Genomic DNA, 14,658 nt, shown 5'->3' on the forward strand with positions numbered 1-14,658 from the left:
GAGATGCCCTAGCGCGCTCTAGTACAGAATGACGTATCCTCATAGCAATGCCTACTGATCGAATACCGCGTAGCAGGAAAAATAGCAGCCTTAAGCGGTCGGGTTCATTTCTCGGAAGCGAACAACCTTACTTTTAGATTTATCGAGATACATCTTGCCCTTCTCAACATTCAAGTAAGCAGCAAGCGTACCCAAGGTAGCCATACCATGAACCACTTTTGAATCGGGCAATGCACTCTTGATGCCGCCAAAACCCGCCATGCAGCATAACGCGATTGCTGTGTCGGAATCCATGAAGGCTTTAGCGATGGCGCCGCGTGCTTTCTGGTTTAGCTGGCAGAATGGGGGGTTTGGAAGGTTGAAGTACTTGATGTTTACAGTTTTTCCTTTGCTTTCAAGCAGCTGCTTTAAGCGGTTTGCTTCCTGACCCATCGGGTAAGGTTCAAAGTGGAAACCGAAAAACGAGGTTTTACCCAGCTCCAATTGATTCTTAGCGTAGCCTATGCTTTGATTGGCGCAGTATGGGCATTCAAAAATCGTTATTGCTTTGCCGTCTCCTACTTCACGCAGGATATATGCGTCGGTTGCAATCTCAGAATAACTACCCATAAAATCACCTACTAGACCAATGTGCGGCAAGATATTTTAAAATTGAGTTTGGCGACAACCTCCCTGCCTGTTTTTTGACGCTTAGATGATTTGTACTGATTTCGAAGAGTTAGATGTAGATGCCCATAACTTTTTTATTGCTAAAACCCGAGGGGAGATGTCTGCAATTCCAAAATTTTCGGTTTCCAGATAAAAAGGGGAAAAGCCTATTTCGAGTAGGCTTCAACCAGGTCCCGTGCGGTGATGATGCCGACGAGTTTGTCGTCTTCTACGATGGGTAATCTCCGGATATGCTTTAGCGCCATGGCGGCTGCGGCTCGATGCACGCTGTCACCTGATTCCAAAACGGTAAGCGGCTGAGAGCAGTGGGGTCCGACGGCGGCGAAGAGGTCTTTGCCCTTGGCAAGGAAGTTGCTGAGCAAGTCTCGTTCGGTAAAGATTCCAAACGGCATGTCTTTGCGGGTGATGATGACGCTGCCGATGCGTTGGCTGCCCATGGTTTTGGATACGTTGATAACTGAGGTTTCTTCGTCTGCAGTCACAACCTCTTTAGTCATAAAGTCGTCGACACATGCTTCGGTTTCTGGCACATCGGGTAGGCTCTTGATTAAATCCGAAGCCGTCACTATACCCACAAGCGTTCCCGCCTCGAAGACTGCCAGTCGGCTCTTCTTGCTGATCATCGCCTGAGCTAAATCCTTGATTTGAGCATCCGATGAAACACCCGCTAAGGGGTAAGACATGACTTCCTCTACGGTTTCGTCTTTAAGAAACAGTCCCAGCGCCAAAACCTTTGACAGTAAATCACGCTCGGTTATGATTCCCACGGGCGTCTGGTACTTGGTTACGATTAAGCTGCCGATGTGGTGCTCGCCCATCAGGTGCGCGGCGTCATCAAGGCTGGTTTCAGGCGTTGCTGTAACTACTTTTTTGCTCATAAGCTCTTTTGCGGTGCGGTACCGTGGCAGGTTGCGTTTGTACTGGTCATAAGCGCGGTCAACGATGCCTGGCAACTGTCGTTTTACTTCAATTTGAGGTGTCGCCAAACAACATCCCCATCCTATAGATATGGCGGAGAAGTCTAATTAAGCTTCCATCAACGGTGCGCCCGGGGCAGTTTGTCATCGCCAAGTATGCTGCTCCTGGGGTCGATGCGGGGAAGATTGGCTTATTAGAGTGAGCGCTCAACACTTAAGGAGCAAAACTAAAAGGAATACTGTCATGGACGATTTCGCCCGAAGCATCGAGGAATACAAACGGCAACTCAAAGCAGGCGCCATCCAGAAAGCCTACAGAGGCATAATGGATTACACCATGAGCCTGCGGATTCACTTCGAAAGGCAACACCCAGATTTAGCGGTTTCCGGCAGCATATACTTCGGCTACATGGACATGACCTATTTTGCTCTGGTCCCTGAGCCGCTGAAACAACGAAAACTCAAAATTGCCATTGTTTTCCTGCATGAACCCTTCCGGTTTGAGGTTTGGTTGGCAGGCGCCAATAAAGCGGTTCAGAAGAAATATTGGGCGCTTATCAAAAAAAGCGGCGAAGCCAAATACAGAATCCCCAGCGCCGTAGAAGGAAACGACTCCATCGTTGAATCCATTCTGGTTGAGAACCCCGACTTCAGCGACCCCGACCAGTTAACGTTGCAGATCGAAGAGGCTGCTCTGCGCTTCATCGATGAAATAGAGGAGTTCCTCTCAAAAAACTGAGCCCTGGGGAAAAAGCTATTCTGCATCAGCTTGGCACTTATGCTTCTGTGTCTGGGCGAGGCTTGAAATGGGGGCAGGCGGTTTCGTCTGCTTTTAGGTTGGTAAAATGGGCTACCTTGCAGGTGCCGCCCTCTAAGTTTTGGCATTCGCCATGCTTGTGTTTGTAGAAATCCAGCTTTGGGGCGCCACTTCCAAGCTTTCTTAGCGCGTTTTTAAGTGAACCCATGTCTTCTACCGCATCCACGCCTACGGGATTTTCAATGTAGTAATAAGATGATTTAAAGATGAACCCGTCAGCTTAGGAAAATGCGCTAGAACATGAATAATTTTGGGTCAAAAATTAGATTGTAAATGCACGTGCAGCTTACTTTTTTCTGCACTGCTTGGGAGTTGGGATCTGCATGCCCCAGCTGCTCTCGAGGGATCTTCGGCATTTCTCCGCAATGGAGGTTTCGTTTTGGCAAAAAAGCGTTTCTGACATGTCAGTTCCTCCTAAGCGTTTGATAGTACTAAGTAGCCTACATAGCCCATGACTGTGAATACAACTAAGATTCCGGCAAGGCCTAAAACCGCTTTAAATTGGTCACACATAATTATCAACCTGTTTCTTGATGACTCAATCTTTGAGACTCGATATAAGCAAAATTTCGACAACAGAACTATTATACAGTCAAGGATATATCGAAAAGAAAAACAATTTAACCCTGATAATAAATCAGCAACTTATCAACTGAAAAGAATGCAAAAGGGCAGGCAACTAGACAGCCCGTACAAGATGAATAAAGCCGATGCTGTTGCCTTCGTCATCTTTCAGAAAAGTCGTCGATACTTCCAATGTGGTTTCTTTGCCGTTCTGAAGGCAAATCCGGAACCGCTGAGTCATCCCCTGATCGTTAGCTATCGCGTCCAGGGCGCTTTGGATGGCGCGTGCTTTTTCTTCTTTAGCCAAAAACTCTAAAATGTTCCTTCCGATGAATTCGCTTTTATCGTGAGCCCCCATGATTTTTAGGAGCGCGTCGTTGACGTCGCTTATGTAGCCGTAGAGGTCTCCGATAACGATGCCTTCGCTTCGGGTTTGGGTGGCCTGGTTGAGCTCGAAATCTAAGCGGCCGTTCTTGTTGGTTATGAGAACCAGATTTCCTTGCTGAGACCTCTTGAACATACGCTTCCATGTTTGTTGGTGGTAGAAAAGTTTTGCGTTTTCCTGCCTGCTTATGACCATGCCATTTAGGATTTCAGCGGCACATTGTGTTGCTTGGGGCCCGTTATGCAGAAAAAAGGTACCGTGAATCTGGATGCTGCATCCGTAACTCTTTAAGCAGCCGACCCTCATAATTGGGTAACCAACCGTAAGAGAGAGCAGAATTGTCTGAGGCAACCACTGCAAGTTTGCTGCGGAATCTTTCAGTAACCGACTCCTTAGCGGCAGCTTACCTGATCTGCGGCGACACCCAAGGCGCCATCGAAATAATCGTTCAATCTGTGGCAACCATACGCAAAGCCCACCGCGCCAACGCATTGTTCTTTAACGGGAAAGCAACCCGCAGCATCATCGGCGGACTCCTCTACCTTGTCTGCTTCAGATGCTACCGCAGCATTAACCAAAAAACCATAGCTGACGTCCTTAACACCTCCGACACAAGCATCAGACGCTCTTATCGAGAGTGGCTCCGGGTATTCCCTGACCTTTTTGCTGATGTTCAGGAAAAAATCGACGGAAGATGCAGCAGCGGCAACTAATGGTTTAACCGCTGTTCCCCTAAACTTGGGATAGTCTCTTTGTTTAATTTACCAAATTGTATATTATTCCCTAACACTCTCTTTAGGTGACAAGAAAATGTCTTTTTCTGGCCAGGAAACTAAAGGCTCTTCAAATGGGGTTATGGACAGTTTTCACCGATTCATCAGTAGGCTTGATGAGGGCTTTGAATTGTTGGAATTAGCTGACAGTGGCCCTGGCGGCGTGGTTGATTTCGTTTTTCTTGAGGTGAATCCTGCATTTGAAAGTTTAACTGGCTTTAGGGCAGCAAACATAGTGGGCAAGCGTAAACGAGAGGTGGACCGCTTTGGGGAAGAACGCTGGTATGAGTATGCTCTGAAAGCATTAAAAACCGGCAAAACACTCCAGTACGAATACTTTAATAGCTTTATCAAGCGGTATTTTGCGACACAGTTTATTCCCGTATCAAACAACAGAATAGCGGTTCTCTTCAAAGATATAACTGAGCACAAAAAGGGCGAATTCGCTCTCCAGGACAGCCAACAGAGGCTGAAAATTTACCTAGAAAGCTCGCCTACAGCCATTTTTGTTGCCGACCCAGACGGGAAATACGTCTTCGTTAATGAGGGGGCCTGCCGATTGCTGCAGTACTCAAAGGAGGAGCTGTTAACGATGAATATTTCTCAGGTCTTAACACCGGAAAACCGTGACGCGGGGTTTAGGCAGTTCGCGTTGGTTAGCCAAACTGGCAGAAGCAGGGGCGAGTTGAATCTGAAAAGAAAAGACGGCTCGATGGTTGACGTGATTATTTCTGCTGCCAAGTTACCGGATGGAAACTTGATTGCGAACTGCGAAGACATCACTGAACGGAAGGATCTGGAGATGCAGCTTCAAGCCAAAGAGCGATTGGCGGCTATTGGTTCAACGGCAGGGATGGTTGGGCATGACATCCGTAATCCACTGCAGGCCATCATAGCGGATGTTTTTCTGCTTAAAGATTACTTGGCGTTTATGCCTGACTTAAACATCAAGCGGGACGTAGATGAGAGCTTAAACGGCATCGAAAAGAATGTGCTTTATGTTAACAAAATCGTTGCTGACCTGCAGGATTATGCCAGGCCGCTAAACCCCGAATACTCCTCTGTACTGCTCTCAGACATCATAAGCAGCGCTTTTAAAACGATTGATTTGCCCAGTAACATTAAGCTTGCCATTAACTTAAAAGATAACGCCCAAGTTAGAACTGACCCCGCATTCATCCAAAGGGCAATCACTAACTTAGCTAACAACGCGATTCAGGCCATGCCCAACGGAGGCTACTTAACGGTGTCGGGGTCAAAAAATGAAAGCAGCATATGCATCTCTGTTGAGGACACCGGCGGGGGGATACCCGACGAAATTAAAGCGCGGATATTTACGCCTATGACTACCTCGAAAGCCAAAGGCCAAGGCCTTGGATTGGCAGTTGTTAAGCGGTTGGTGGATGCATTAGACGGCACGATAAGCTTTGAAAGCCAACTTGGCAGGGGAACCACCTTCACCTTAAATTTGCCTAACCAAAAAATCAGCGGTTTGTCCCTTAATTCGTAAAATATTAGTTATTTTCGCTATTTTTGGGGCCAGATGGATTGTTGGGGTTAAAAAAAGAGAAAACGGGTGTTGGCCGGCATGTTTGTGGCGCTCTATAGTGACCATCCACGGATATAGCCAAACATGTGTCCATTTAGGTTCATGTCTGGCGGTGGATAACGTCCGTTTTGTAGCCCAAAGCCATTCACTGACGTAAACTGTTCGGTACCTGTCAGCTGGAATTCCCCGTCTAGTTTGGTGTTGTTAAATGAGCCTGTGGCTGTGGAGGGGAACCCGGAGACTCTGCCGACTCCCCAGACTGTGATGCTGGCATTGTTCGCCATGTTAAACGTTAAGGTGTTTTGTACTCTGACGATGCCTTCTCCAGTGACAGCGCTATATTCCATTTGGAAAGTACTGTTTACGCTGAAATCCTGAGGATAAGAGTATGTTTTGCCGTCTACGGTAAGGTTGCCTTGGATTAGGGTGTTATTTCCTGTTACTTTTATGAGGTTTGGCGCACTGGCGTTATCTACGACGCTGACGCCTCTAAGGTAGACGCCTTGAAAGTCGAAGCTGACGTATTCAGATTTTGATGGGAACCAGGCTTGAGAAACCGCGACCAAAGATGAAACAGCGAGTATTGAAGTCAATGCTATTGCTGTGATTAAAGTCAAAATCTTTTTCCTCATATCTTCACCTCCTTTTGCGATAGTTAGGTTCTCAGGAACTGGCTGAATTATCCAGTGAGGGAAAAAACTTTTCACCATGACAAGCAGAGACTGAAAATAACTGGCAGTTGTATGAATTAACGGTTATTTATTACTATGCAGCCTTGTTTGTTTCATTGTCATGGACGTGAAATCCCATAGTTGCCCCCGTTTGCGGGTATGGGGACTTAGGGGCAAAAAGGTGACTTGCCGGGCCGATTTTACTCTGTTAACAAGGCTTATATTCTCAATTGATTCAAGTAGTCTATCAGGAGAGCGGTATGAAGGCAAAGTTACTTGCAGTTCTGGTGGTTGTGGTGTTTGTTTATGGTTCAGTACTTGTGGCTTGTGCTGAGACAGTGACTAGTGTGTGGCGAGATGATATGAGTTATCAAAGCCTCACTGAGCTTAAGGCTGCAGGCTGGACAGTGACGCATGAAGATGGCGTGGGCTTCACAGGCGGCGCCGTAACTTTAGATGGCACCTCCCAAGACACCGCTATCCACTATTCGCAGCAATTTTCATCTGGCATCTCCGACTGGAAGGTGGAGGACAAAAACAGATGGACCCTTGGTAGCCACTGCGGAAACAGCGTAACTGCAGTCACCAGCAAACATTCCTATACTTTCATGGCGGATGGCTGGTACGGTAACTATGTGTTTTATCGTGATGGACAAAAAACAACGTTTGGAAGCTTCCAGGAAAACCAAAACACATGGTATACCCTGGCGATAGAGAAACAGGGCAACCAAATCACCATGTACTATAACGGCGAAGTAAAAAGCACCTACACCGAGAAAGATACCTCAGCTTCCCAGCTGGTTGGCGTTGACGCGGTTTCTCCCTGGAAGGGCGGTGCCCAATACGATTACTTTGAGGTCTATCAAATTGGAGATGCTAGCACCCAAGAAGCACAGAATTCCCTTCTAAGTAACCCAATCGTTATCGGTGGAATAATCGGGGCAGTCGCCGTTGGGGTGGGGGGTGCACTGTATTTCTTTGTGTTCAGTGGAGGAGCCGCTGGTAGCGCTGGAGGCGCGGCGGGTGGAGCGGCGGGAGGTTCGGGTTCATCTGGCGGCGGTTCAGGTAGCGGAGGCGGCTCAGGCGGTGGTGGCGGAGAAAATCCTATGCTGCACCCCTCAGGAGGTACACTCATTCATCCATCAGGCAGCGTACCCAGCACCCTGCAGAGCAGCACCCCAAGTACCCTGCACAGTACTCAACCAAGCACGTTAAATGAGGTAGCAATGAATAACACAAGCGGACTGCAAATTGATATGCAGGCTAATCCCATGAACCAATATGCAACACAGCAGTCAGACTCACAAGTTCAGATGCATCAACAATTAAACCAAAAGATCGAGCAGGAAGCCGGGAATACTGATAGGTTAAGACTCAACCAGCAATTACAGGACCAAATAACTAAGCCGCAACAACAAATCCAAAATGACAAAATCAACACTCAAAACAAGATCAATCAACAAACAAACCAGCTTCTTCAGGGTTCAAGCGGCGAAGTAGCTGACAGCGGCAGCTCAAGCGGAGAAAGCTAAGCCCCTTTTTTACTGTTTTGCCTGCTGGGCTTGCTTCTGCTCTTCTTTGTCGTCCCGCCTGTTCTTCACCATTTTTGCAGCAACAATTCTTCGCACCAAACCAAAACACCTCCCATCTGACATGGCGTCTTGTGCGTATCCATGCCTTGGAATTAACTGAGAATCACGGTTGTTTATACTGATATGTGGTTAACACAGCGTGCATACAAATGGGCGGTCATGCTTTCTCAGAAGCCTTCGAAAGAGGCAAGGGTGAATTGGTGCCATGACAAGTACGGATTCGCACCGCTCCCACGCAAACACTATTGCGGGCAAAGCGTTTTTTCGCTTTTAACCTTAACCTTACCTCTGAGTCGCCATGTCACCCAGAAAACCGCCAGCCACAAGATAACCGTTAGGATAATCAGCACGCCCGTTTGGATAATGATTTGGTAGTACAAGGTGTCGGTTTGGTTTAGAAACTCTATAACTGAGATGTTAGGTCCAGTCGGCGTCGTCGGCCAGGGAAGAAAAGTTGACCCCGCATTCGCCCAACCCAAGCGACCAGCATACGTTTGAACATAAGACGCTACCCAATAAGCAAACGCCATGTAAACAGTTACAACAAGCGCTAATAGAACCGTTAAAGCCAACCGAATCATTGCCCATACAGCGCCATGCATAGGGGCAGATAGATGTCATCGTTAATTAGACTTCTGTTTTCAGTGATGTCGCCGTCCCAGCCTTAGGGCAAAGTAATTTTCTGGGACTAATTACTGATTAGCTATTGCATGTTTCTAGTTATAAGGTTTTAGATAAATCCTTTTCTTCGCAAAAAATGCAATTAGAGATATCATTGCAAACAAAGAAAAGAATGCGACAAAAGGTAACTCTGGCACTGAAGGGGCTGGGTTAGTATTATTGGCTGGTTCAGGAGTGCTTGTGATTGTTATTGTCTCAGTGTCGCTCCAACCACTTGGATTATAATAAAAGATATTGTCTGATACTGGATAAAATCCATCATAAGTAGTTTCTGTATATTGATATGCTAACAACGCTTCTATTTGAAAATCAATTTTATCTCCAACTCGATAGTTCGCTGGAAAAGTTAAGACAGTATTACCCGTGTTTGATTGAACTGGAAGGTCATCCGCATAATTTCCCCACATACTCTTATCGCCAGTATACGAAGGGTCATAATAAGCCGCCCAATCTGAAAATGATGTGTTTGGGTACGTCCAGTTTTCTGCAAAGTGACCTTTAAAACGAGTAAAGTAATACAAAGTAAGCGTATTGTTTCCTAAGGATGACGCATGCGGTTGATTCTTGATGGTCATTTCAATTAAATAATTTTCAACATGGCGTCCAGGTGTAGTGCTGGTAATTGTCTCTCCGTTATAGGGGTCTATGGTCGTAGTTGTCTGTGGAGGTATATCATAGGATTTGTCAACATATCTTAAACTAAATTGGGGAACCTGCGGTTTAGGTATTGGCTCTGCAACAGTTAGTCCAACCATTAATAGACTAGAGAATGCGAGGATTACGACTAAGCAAATTGAGAGATATTTGCCCAAGCTACCCATATTAGAAATTGATGGTTTTGTTTGGTTATATAATTTACTCGTTAAACCTTGTGTTTAGTCGGCGGCAACCCTTGTGGTGCTCGCTTAGACAAAACCCAACTTTGAAGGGGCGCTTACGAATGCAACACACTGCAGACAGGTACAGAAGCACATGCATAAGGATGCCCCCAAGAGAACTACAAGCGCCTAATAACTCGGCCGCCGACACTGCATCTGCCCAGTTTTAGCCAAGAAAACATTGCATTCGGTGAGCCTATAAATAGAGGGGGGATAGAGCGTGGCAAGCAACAGAAGCATAACCCGTCGCGGATAAGTTGAAGGGTTTTTGAGAGCAAATGAACTTGGGTGTTTGTAACCTTTATCAATCTGAGTTGCTGCATATGTCGTTGGGGGATGATGTCGCCGTCCCAGTCTGATCGGGAAAGATGAAGAATTCGACAATTGACAGACCCCAAAGGATGCTGGATAGCGAGAATTGGCTTACAAAAAATGGGTGAAACTGTGGCGCTGACTGGGGCTACTTTTTGCCTTTGGCGGCGTGCTTGGCAGGCAGCGATACCTGTTTTTTCTCTTTGCGTTTCTGCTCTTTTTCACGCAGAAGTTGCTTGTGTTTTTCTAAACCTTCAGCTTTCTTGGCTTTTTTAGACAAAATCTCTCAACCTTGCACATTAAGGGTTGCAGACGCTCAAAAACGTTGCCCTCAAGGATGACGATGGAATATTTAAGGGAGAAAGGCAAGATATGCTTGGATGGATTGCTGATGCGTTGCCCAAAATGTGGTTCACCCCGAGTGGAGCGCCAGAGAAACCAAGAGGTCAAATGTTTAGCGTGCGGTATGGTGTTCTATTTTGTTACGCCCGATACGGGTTCAGCGGATTTTGACCGCTACCAACTATAAAGAAAAGAAAGGCGCCCAAACCGCTAGGGTGGAGGTGGCGGTGGGGGAAACTGGTAATTGTCGTACAGTACGCTGATTGCCCGTGCCAAAAAAGTTATGGGAAGCAACGCAAATATGCCCATTAAGCTTACGGCGAATAAGCCGATATGAAGGAAGTTGCCAAGTTGGGAACTGACAAAAATCACAATAAGCCATGAGACCAATGAGGCAAAGATGAAAAGCAAATAGCGCACCCAGCCTATGCGGGAAATGCTGCCCAGCAGGTCTTTGAAGGCAAACCCAGCCATCAGATTCTGGCGCTTAATCATGTTTACCTCGCTTATCACCGCAAATATGCCTACCACAAAGAACACCGCCATAGACGCCAACGCGGCGCCAAGCACGTTTGCACTAAACTCCTCAGCCAGCCGCAAAATACTGCCAAACCCGCCGAATATGCCCACGCCAAAACCCAAGCCCACAACAGCCATCAATGCAACGGCGATGACACCCCAAAGTGCGCCGACAGCAGCGATTTTTAGAAGGGACATGACTAGTTCGGCCCAGTTGGGTTTTGTCAGCCGAGGCGGTTTGGTGCTGTTGGTGGGTTGCTTTACGATTTTATCAACGTAACGTATTAGGACAAGTATGTTTAGGAATGGTATTAAGCAGGCTATGATTAGGATATACTGGTTTTTTTCGATTACTCCGAGTGTGTACTGGTATGCGTTTTTAAATTCTGATGTTAACATTTACTCCCCTTTCCCTTGATTGATTGCTTGCATAGGTGAATTTAAGATTTTTGGCGAGGGCTTAAGTGGGTTTATGCTAATTTTTGACGGTTTTTTTCTTCAGTTAATGCATATTACTCTAGCATATGGGTTATGCGGTTCCATCTGAGTTTAGAGTGTTGATTGTGTCCTGAGCCCTTTTGTAGTTTATGCCCCACCAACAAGTTTATATGAACAATACAACATATGAAATATAGTTCATATTAACAGGCGTGGAAAAATGAAAAAAAGCCTAAACCAAACCTGCTACCGCTTCTTCACCAACCTCGCAAACCCCACCCGCCTCGCCGCAATCGAACAACTCCTAAAACAACCCATGAGCGTAGGAGAACTCGCCACAGCACTCAACCAAGAACAAAGCATGATAAGCCACAACCTCAAACCCCTCCTCGACTGCAACATCATCACCATACAACGAGACGGAAAAAAACACATCTACCTCGTCAACCGCGAAACCATAATCCCCATCTTTGCCGCCATCGAAAACCACGCCCAAAAATATTGCCCCACAGGCGGAAAATGCCTAAGGGAGGAACAAGCATGAAAAGAAAAATCGTTAACATAGACGAAAACCTCTGCAACGGCTGCGGCGCATGCATCCCCAAATGCGTCGAAGGCGCACTGCAAATCGTCGATGGAAAAGCACGAATAGTCAAGGACACCTACTGCGATGGCTTAGGCGCATGCCTGGGACAGTGCCCGCAGGGAGCCATAACCATCACGGAGCGGGAAGCAGACCCCTTCAGCCAAGCCGAAGTCCACGAATTCCACAAAGCCCAAGCCGCCAAAACCCCCATCGCCCCCGCCACAACAGCAGCCAATGTACCCAAAAAGCCCCAGTGGCCAGTAAAAATCAACCTCGTCCCCCCCAAAGCCCCCTTCTACGAAAACGCGCATATCCTGCTTGCCGCCGACTGTGCACCTGTGGCTCTGAAAAGCTTCCAGCAGCACATGGCAGGCAAATACGTCATCATCGGCTGCCCCAAATTCAACGATGCACGAGCATACGCAGAGAAACTCACCGAAATCTTCCAAAACAACAACATCGGCGCAGTCACAGTTATGCATATGGAGGTGCCCTGCTGCACTGGACTTAAATGGGCAGTCAACAAAGCCCTGGAGGCATCCGGCAAGCATATTTCAGTTAAAGAACTCGAAGTCAAAGTGGGAGGTGAAATCGTTGAGCTCTGACAAACCAGTAGCCAAAAACCCCGAGACCTGCCCAGGACTGCGCGACATGCTGCAGCCCAAACCCGCCTACATCAACTGCCACGTCTGCGGCTCAGAACTCGAAATCTGGAGCGACGAAGACAAAACCACCTGCCCCAGCTGCGGCGCCGAATGGAAACGCCCCGACCCCTCCGCGGCATGCCTTGAATACTGCCAGTACGCGGACAAATGCCGAGCCATAATCGATTCCCGTAGACACTAGGCTCTTTATCTTTAATTTTTTTATATATTTGTAATTAATCTTGGATATCCGTAAACCCTAAAAGGCATCGTGCCAGAATGTATTTTGGCTTTCACTTAGTGCCGCTTGGTATGCACGCATAAAGCCCCTTACCTGTACCCTATCCGTAGTCTCTATGTGAACTCGGGAGGCCCAACTTTGACATTAAGCGGGTTGCGTGGACAAGCGCCAGTGAAAGCCACTTTTCTGTTTTTTGAGTTTGCTTTTTGAGGGCTTGTTTGGTGTTTTGGTGTGCTTGGGGCGGAACGCTTATATGTTCGTGTTACTTTCAAGTAAAAACGTAACACCGAAACCGGGTGCTACTTAACTCTACCAACAACAAGTCCCACCGGTTGTGCGCCAAGGCAAACCTTTCAGCTGGCAGTAAACGGCTGAAACCCCAAAAAGGCGTCTAGACACATAAACCCCCGATTTAGTGCCTAAACGGGTTTACCTTGCCGCATTTCTCTCCATTTTCCTGCCGAATCAGGACAGCTTCTTATAAAGCAGCGTCAAGAGGAAAAACATCACCAAAACAAACACAATAACCCCTGCAGTCACGATGTTAAACAGGGCAGAGAGCATAATCCCAATAACGGTGCTAATTATGCTAAAGCAAACCGCTGCCAGCAGAGTCTTGCGGAACGAAAAATTCAGTTTAAGCGCGCAGAGTCCCGGTATCACCAGAAGCGCCACCACAAGGATCGTGCCGATGACCTTAATCGACAAGACGATTGTGACGGCTACGAGTAAATCAAAAACCATCGAAAGCGCCCTTGTGGGTATACCCATAATCCGCGAATCCTCCTCATCAAACACCATCGAGAGCAGTTCCCGCCGGAAAAACCCTATGAAGAGCAAAACCGACATACCCAAAACCGAAACCAAAGCCAAATCGGCCCAGTCAATGGTCAATATGGAACCGAAGAGGTAACTGAAGAGCTCCACGTTAAACCCGCCGGCTAAACTAATCACGATTAACCCAGTGGAGAAACCCAGCGCCAACATAACCGCAATCGCGGAATCCGACGTCGTGATTTTCCGCCGCCGCATATACGAGATAGCGAAAACCGCCAGCACCGAGACCGCCAGCGCTGTTAAAAGCGGATTTATGCCCAAAAGCAGTCCTAACGCGATGCCGCCAAACGCCGTGTGCGAGAGGCCATCGCCCACCATGGCTTCTTTCTTTAAAATCAGAAACATCCCCACCAAGCCACAGGCAACCGCTGCAATTATGCCGCCGACCAGCGCATTCTGGAAGAACTGGTAGCCAAATAGGCTCAACGGATCAGCGCTCATGTTCGAAAACCCCTGTGCATTCATGTCGATGGAATACAAAGTGGAAGTGGTCGCCGTAGGCACGTTTAAGCAGTTGGTTGGCGTCTAAGTCCTCGGTTATTTGGGCTACTTCTACTTGTTTGTTGACGCATAGCACTTTTGACATGCGGCAGAAAACCGATGCTAAATCATGCGTTACAATAAGAATGGTGGTTTGCCGCTGGGTGTTTAGGTCGCTGAGTTTCTTGTAGAAACGCTCTTGCGCAGTCGAATCAACACCCACTATGGGCTCGTCGAGAAAAATCAACTCAGGCTTTCGCGCCAGCGCTTTTGCCACAAACACACGCTGCTTCTGCCCGCCTGAAAGCTGCCCAATCCGTCTGTTGGCAACGTCACGCAGCCCCATGAAATCGATGCTTTCATCCACCGCCGCCCAATCTTCATGTCTAAACCGGCGCCCCACGTTGCCCTTGCGGATGCAGCCCAAAGAAACCAGCTCCCTTACAGTCAACGGAAACTCGTTTTCGAAGCTGGTGGCGTTCTGGGAGATGTAGGCAACTTTTTCCCACGCAGTGAATTTGGTGGTTTCTGTGCCAAAGAGGCGGATGGTGCCTTTTGCTGTGGGTAGAAAGTTCAGGATAGCGCCTAGAAGTGTGGTTTTTCCGCCTCCGTTGGGGCCCACGATACCGACGTAGTCGCCTCGGTTAACTGTGAAGCTTGCATCTTCGATGACGGGGTCGCTGCTTCGGTTAACGTAGAGGTTTTGGACTTCTAAAATAGGGGTGGTTTTTGGCATAGGTTTCTGCTCTACCATTTTGGGGTT

Annotated in this window: 18 protein-coding genes; 7 read left to right on the forward strand and 11 right to left on the reverse strand. The window is 47.5% G+C overall.

Features of this window, described 5'->3' with window-relative positions; translation table 11 throughout:
- Positions 1-90 precede the first annotated feature (90 nt).
- Both NWE93_04530 and NWE93_04535 read right to left on the reverse strand, forming a co-directional pair.
- A complete protein-coding gene (locus NWE93_04530; GenBank protein ID MCW3999482.1) occupies positions 91-609 on the reverse strand; it encodes a hypothetical protein in 519 nt (172 codons plus the stop codon).
- Between the two features lie 206 nt (positions 610-815).
- On the reverse strand, positions 816-1,655 hold the full coding sequence (locus NWE93_04535) for a CBS domain-containing protein (GenBank protein ID MCW3999483.1): 840 nt from the start codon (positions 1,653-1,655) through the stop codon (positions 816-818).
- Positions 1,656-1,830: 175 nt separating this feature from the next.
- Here NWE93_04535 and NWE93_04540 point away from each other — a divergent pair, with 175 nt between their 5' ends.
- The gene (locus NWE93_04540; protein MCW3999484.1) at positions 1,831-2,325 is read left to right on the forward strand and encodes a hypothetical protein; all 495 of its coding nucleotides are present in this window, start codon (positions 1,831-1,833) and stop codon (positions 2,323-2,325) included.
- A 37-nt stretch (positions 2,326-2,362) separates the two neighbouring features.
- Here the strand turns inward: NWE93_04540 and NWE93_04545 are convergent, their stop codons facing one another.
- Entirely contained in the window at positions 2,363-2,551 is a 189-nt protein-coding gene (locus tag NWE93_04545) for a hypothetical protein (protein ID MCW3999485.1), read from the reverse strand.
- A gap of 531 nt (positions 2,552-3,082) precedes the next feature.
- The gene (locus tag NWE93_04550; protein ID MCW3999486.1) at positions 3,083-3,487 is read right to left on the reverse strand and encodes a PAS domain-containing protein; all 405 of its coding nucleotides are present in this window, start codon (positions 3,485-3,487) and stop codon (positions 3,083-3,085) included.
- Positions 3,488-3,690: 203 nt separating this feature from the next.
- Between NWE93_04550 and NWE93_04555 the strand changes: the two genes are divergently transcribed.
- Both NWE93_04555 and NWE93_04560 read left to right on the forward strand, forming a co-directional pair.
- The gene (locus NWE93_04555; protein ID MCW3999487.1) at positions 3,691-4,065 is read left to right on the forward strand and encodes a hypothetical protein; all 375 of its coding nucleotides are present in this window, start codon (positions 3,691-3,693) and stop codon (positions 4,063-4,065) included.
- A 97-nt stretch (positions 4,066-4,162) separates the two neighbouring features.
- Positions 4,163-5,635 carry a PAS domain S-box protein gene (locus NWE93_04560; protein ID MCW3999488.1) on the forward strand — a complete coding sequence of 491 codons (1,473 nt, stop codon included), beginning with the start codon at positions 4,163-4,165 and terminating at the stop codon, positions 5,633-5,635.
- Positions 5,636-5,727: 92 nt separating this feature from the next.
- Here NWE93_04560 and NWE93_04565 read toward each other — a convergent pair whose 3' ends face one another.
- The gene (locus NWE93_04565) at positions 5,728-6,306 is read right to left on the reverse strand and encodes a hypothetical protein (GenBank protein MCW3999489.1); all 579 of its coding nucleotides are present in this window, start codon (positions 6,304-6,306) and stop codon (positions 5,728-5,730) included.
- A 299-nt stretch (positions 6,307-6,605) separates the two neighbouring features.
- On the opposite strand from NWE93_04565, the gene NWE93_04570 reads away from it, so the two are divergent.
- Positions 6,606-7,877 (forward strand): hypothetical protein, encoded by a 1,272-nt coding sequence (locus NWE93_04570; GenBank protein MCW3999490.1) that lies wholly within the window; start codon positions 6,606-6,608, stop codon positions 7,875-7,877.
- 302 nt (positions 7,878-8,179) lie between these two features.
- On the opposite strand, the gene NWE93_04575 is transcribed toward NWE93_04570, so the two are convergent.
- The 4 genes from NWE93_04575 to NWE93_04590 form a co-directional block, all read right to left on the reverse strand.
- Positions 8,180-8,539 (reverse strand): hypothetical protein, encoded by a 360-nt coding sequence (locus NWE93_04575; GenBank protein ID MCW3999491.1) that lies wholly within the window; start codon positions 8,537-8,539, stop codon positions 8,180-8,182.
- A gap of 114 nt (positions 8,540-8,653) precedes the next feature.
- Entirely contained in the window at positions 8,654-9,373 is a 720-nt protein-coding gene (locus tag NWE93_04580; protein ID MCW3999492.1) for a hypothetical protein, read from the reverse strand.
- 583 nt (positions 9,374-9,956) lie between these two features.
- Positions 9,957-10,088, reverse strand: a complete 132-nt coding sequence (locus NWE93_04585; GenBank protein ID MCW3999493.1) for a hypothetical protein — start codon at positions 10,086-10,088, stop codon at positions 9,957-9,959.
- 272 nt (positions 10,089-10,360) lie between these two features.
- A complete protein-coding gene (locus tag NWE93_04590; GenBank protein ID MCW3999494.1) occupies positions 10,361-11,068 on the reverse strand; it encodes a DUF4013 domain-containing protein in 708 nt (235 codons plus the stop codon).
- 259 nt (positions 11,069-11,327) lie between these two features.
- On the opposite strand from NWE93_04590, the gene NWE93_04595 reads away from it, so the two are divergent.
- From NWE93_04595 to NWE93_04605, 3 genes are read left to right on the forward strand one after another with little or no spacing between them, the layout of a single operon-like run.
- Entirely contained in the window at positions 11,328-11,651 is a 324-nt protein-coding gene (locus tag NWE93_04595; GenBank protein MCW3999495.1) for a metalloregulator ArsR/SmtB family transcription factor, read from the forward strand.
- Positions 11,648-12,298, forward strand: coding sequence for a 4Fe-4S ferredoxin (locus NWE93_04600; protein MCW3999496.1), 651 nt, complete (start codon positions 11,648-11,650; stop codon positions 12,296-12,298). Before NWE93_04595 ends, NWE93_04600 begins: the two co-directional genes overlap by 4 nt.
- Entirely contained in the window at positions 12,288-12,539 is a 252-nt protein-coding gene (locus NWE93_04605; protein ID MCW3999497.1) for a hypothetical protein, read from the forward strand. The genes NWE93_04600 and NWE93_04605 overlap by 11 nt, the downstream gene beginning before the upstream one ends.
- Positions 12,540-13,043: 504 nt before the next feature.
- On the opposite strand, the gene NWE93_04610 is transcribed toward NWE93_04605, so the two are convergent.
- Together NWE93_04610 and NWE93_04615 are read right to left on the reverse strand one after the other, a co-directional pair.
- Entirely contained in the window at positions 13,044-13,856 is an 813-nt protein-coding gene (locus NWE93_04610) for a metal ABC transporter permease (GenBank protein ID MCW3999498.1), read from the reverse strand.
- On the reverse strand, positions 13,846-14,631 hold the full coding sequence (locus NWE93_04615; protein MCW3999499.1) for a metal ABC transporter ATP-binding protein: 786 nt from the start codon (positions 14,629-14,631) through the stop codon (positions 13,846-13,848). Before NWE93_04615 ends, NWE93_04610 begins: the two co-directional genes overlap by 11 nt.
- Positions 14,632-14,658 lie beyond the last annotated feature (27 nt).

Source organism: Candidatus Bathyarchaeota archaeon, assembly GCA_026014735.1.
Lineage (GTDB): Archaea > Thermoproteota > Bathyarchaeia > Bathyarchaeales > Bathycorpusculaceae > Bathycorpusculum.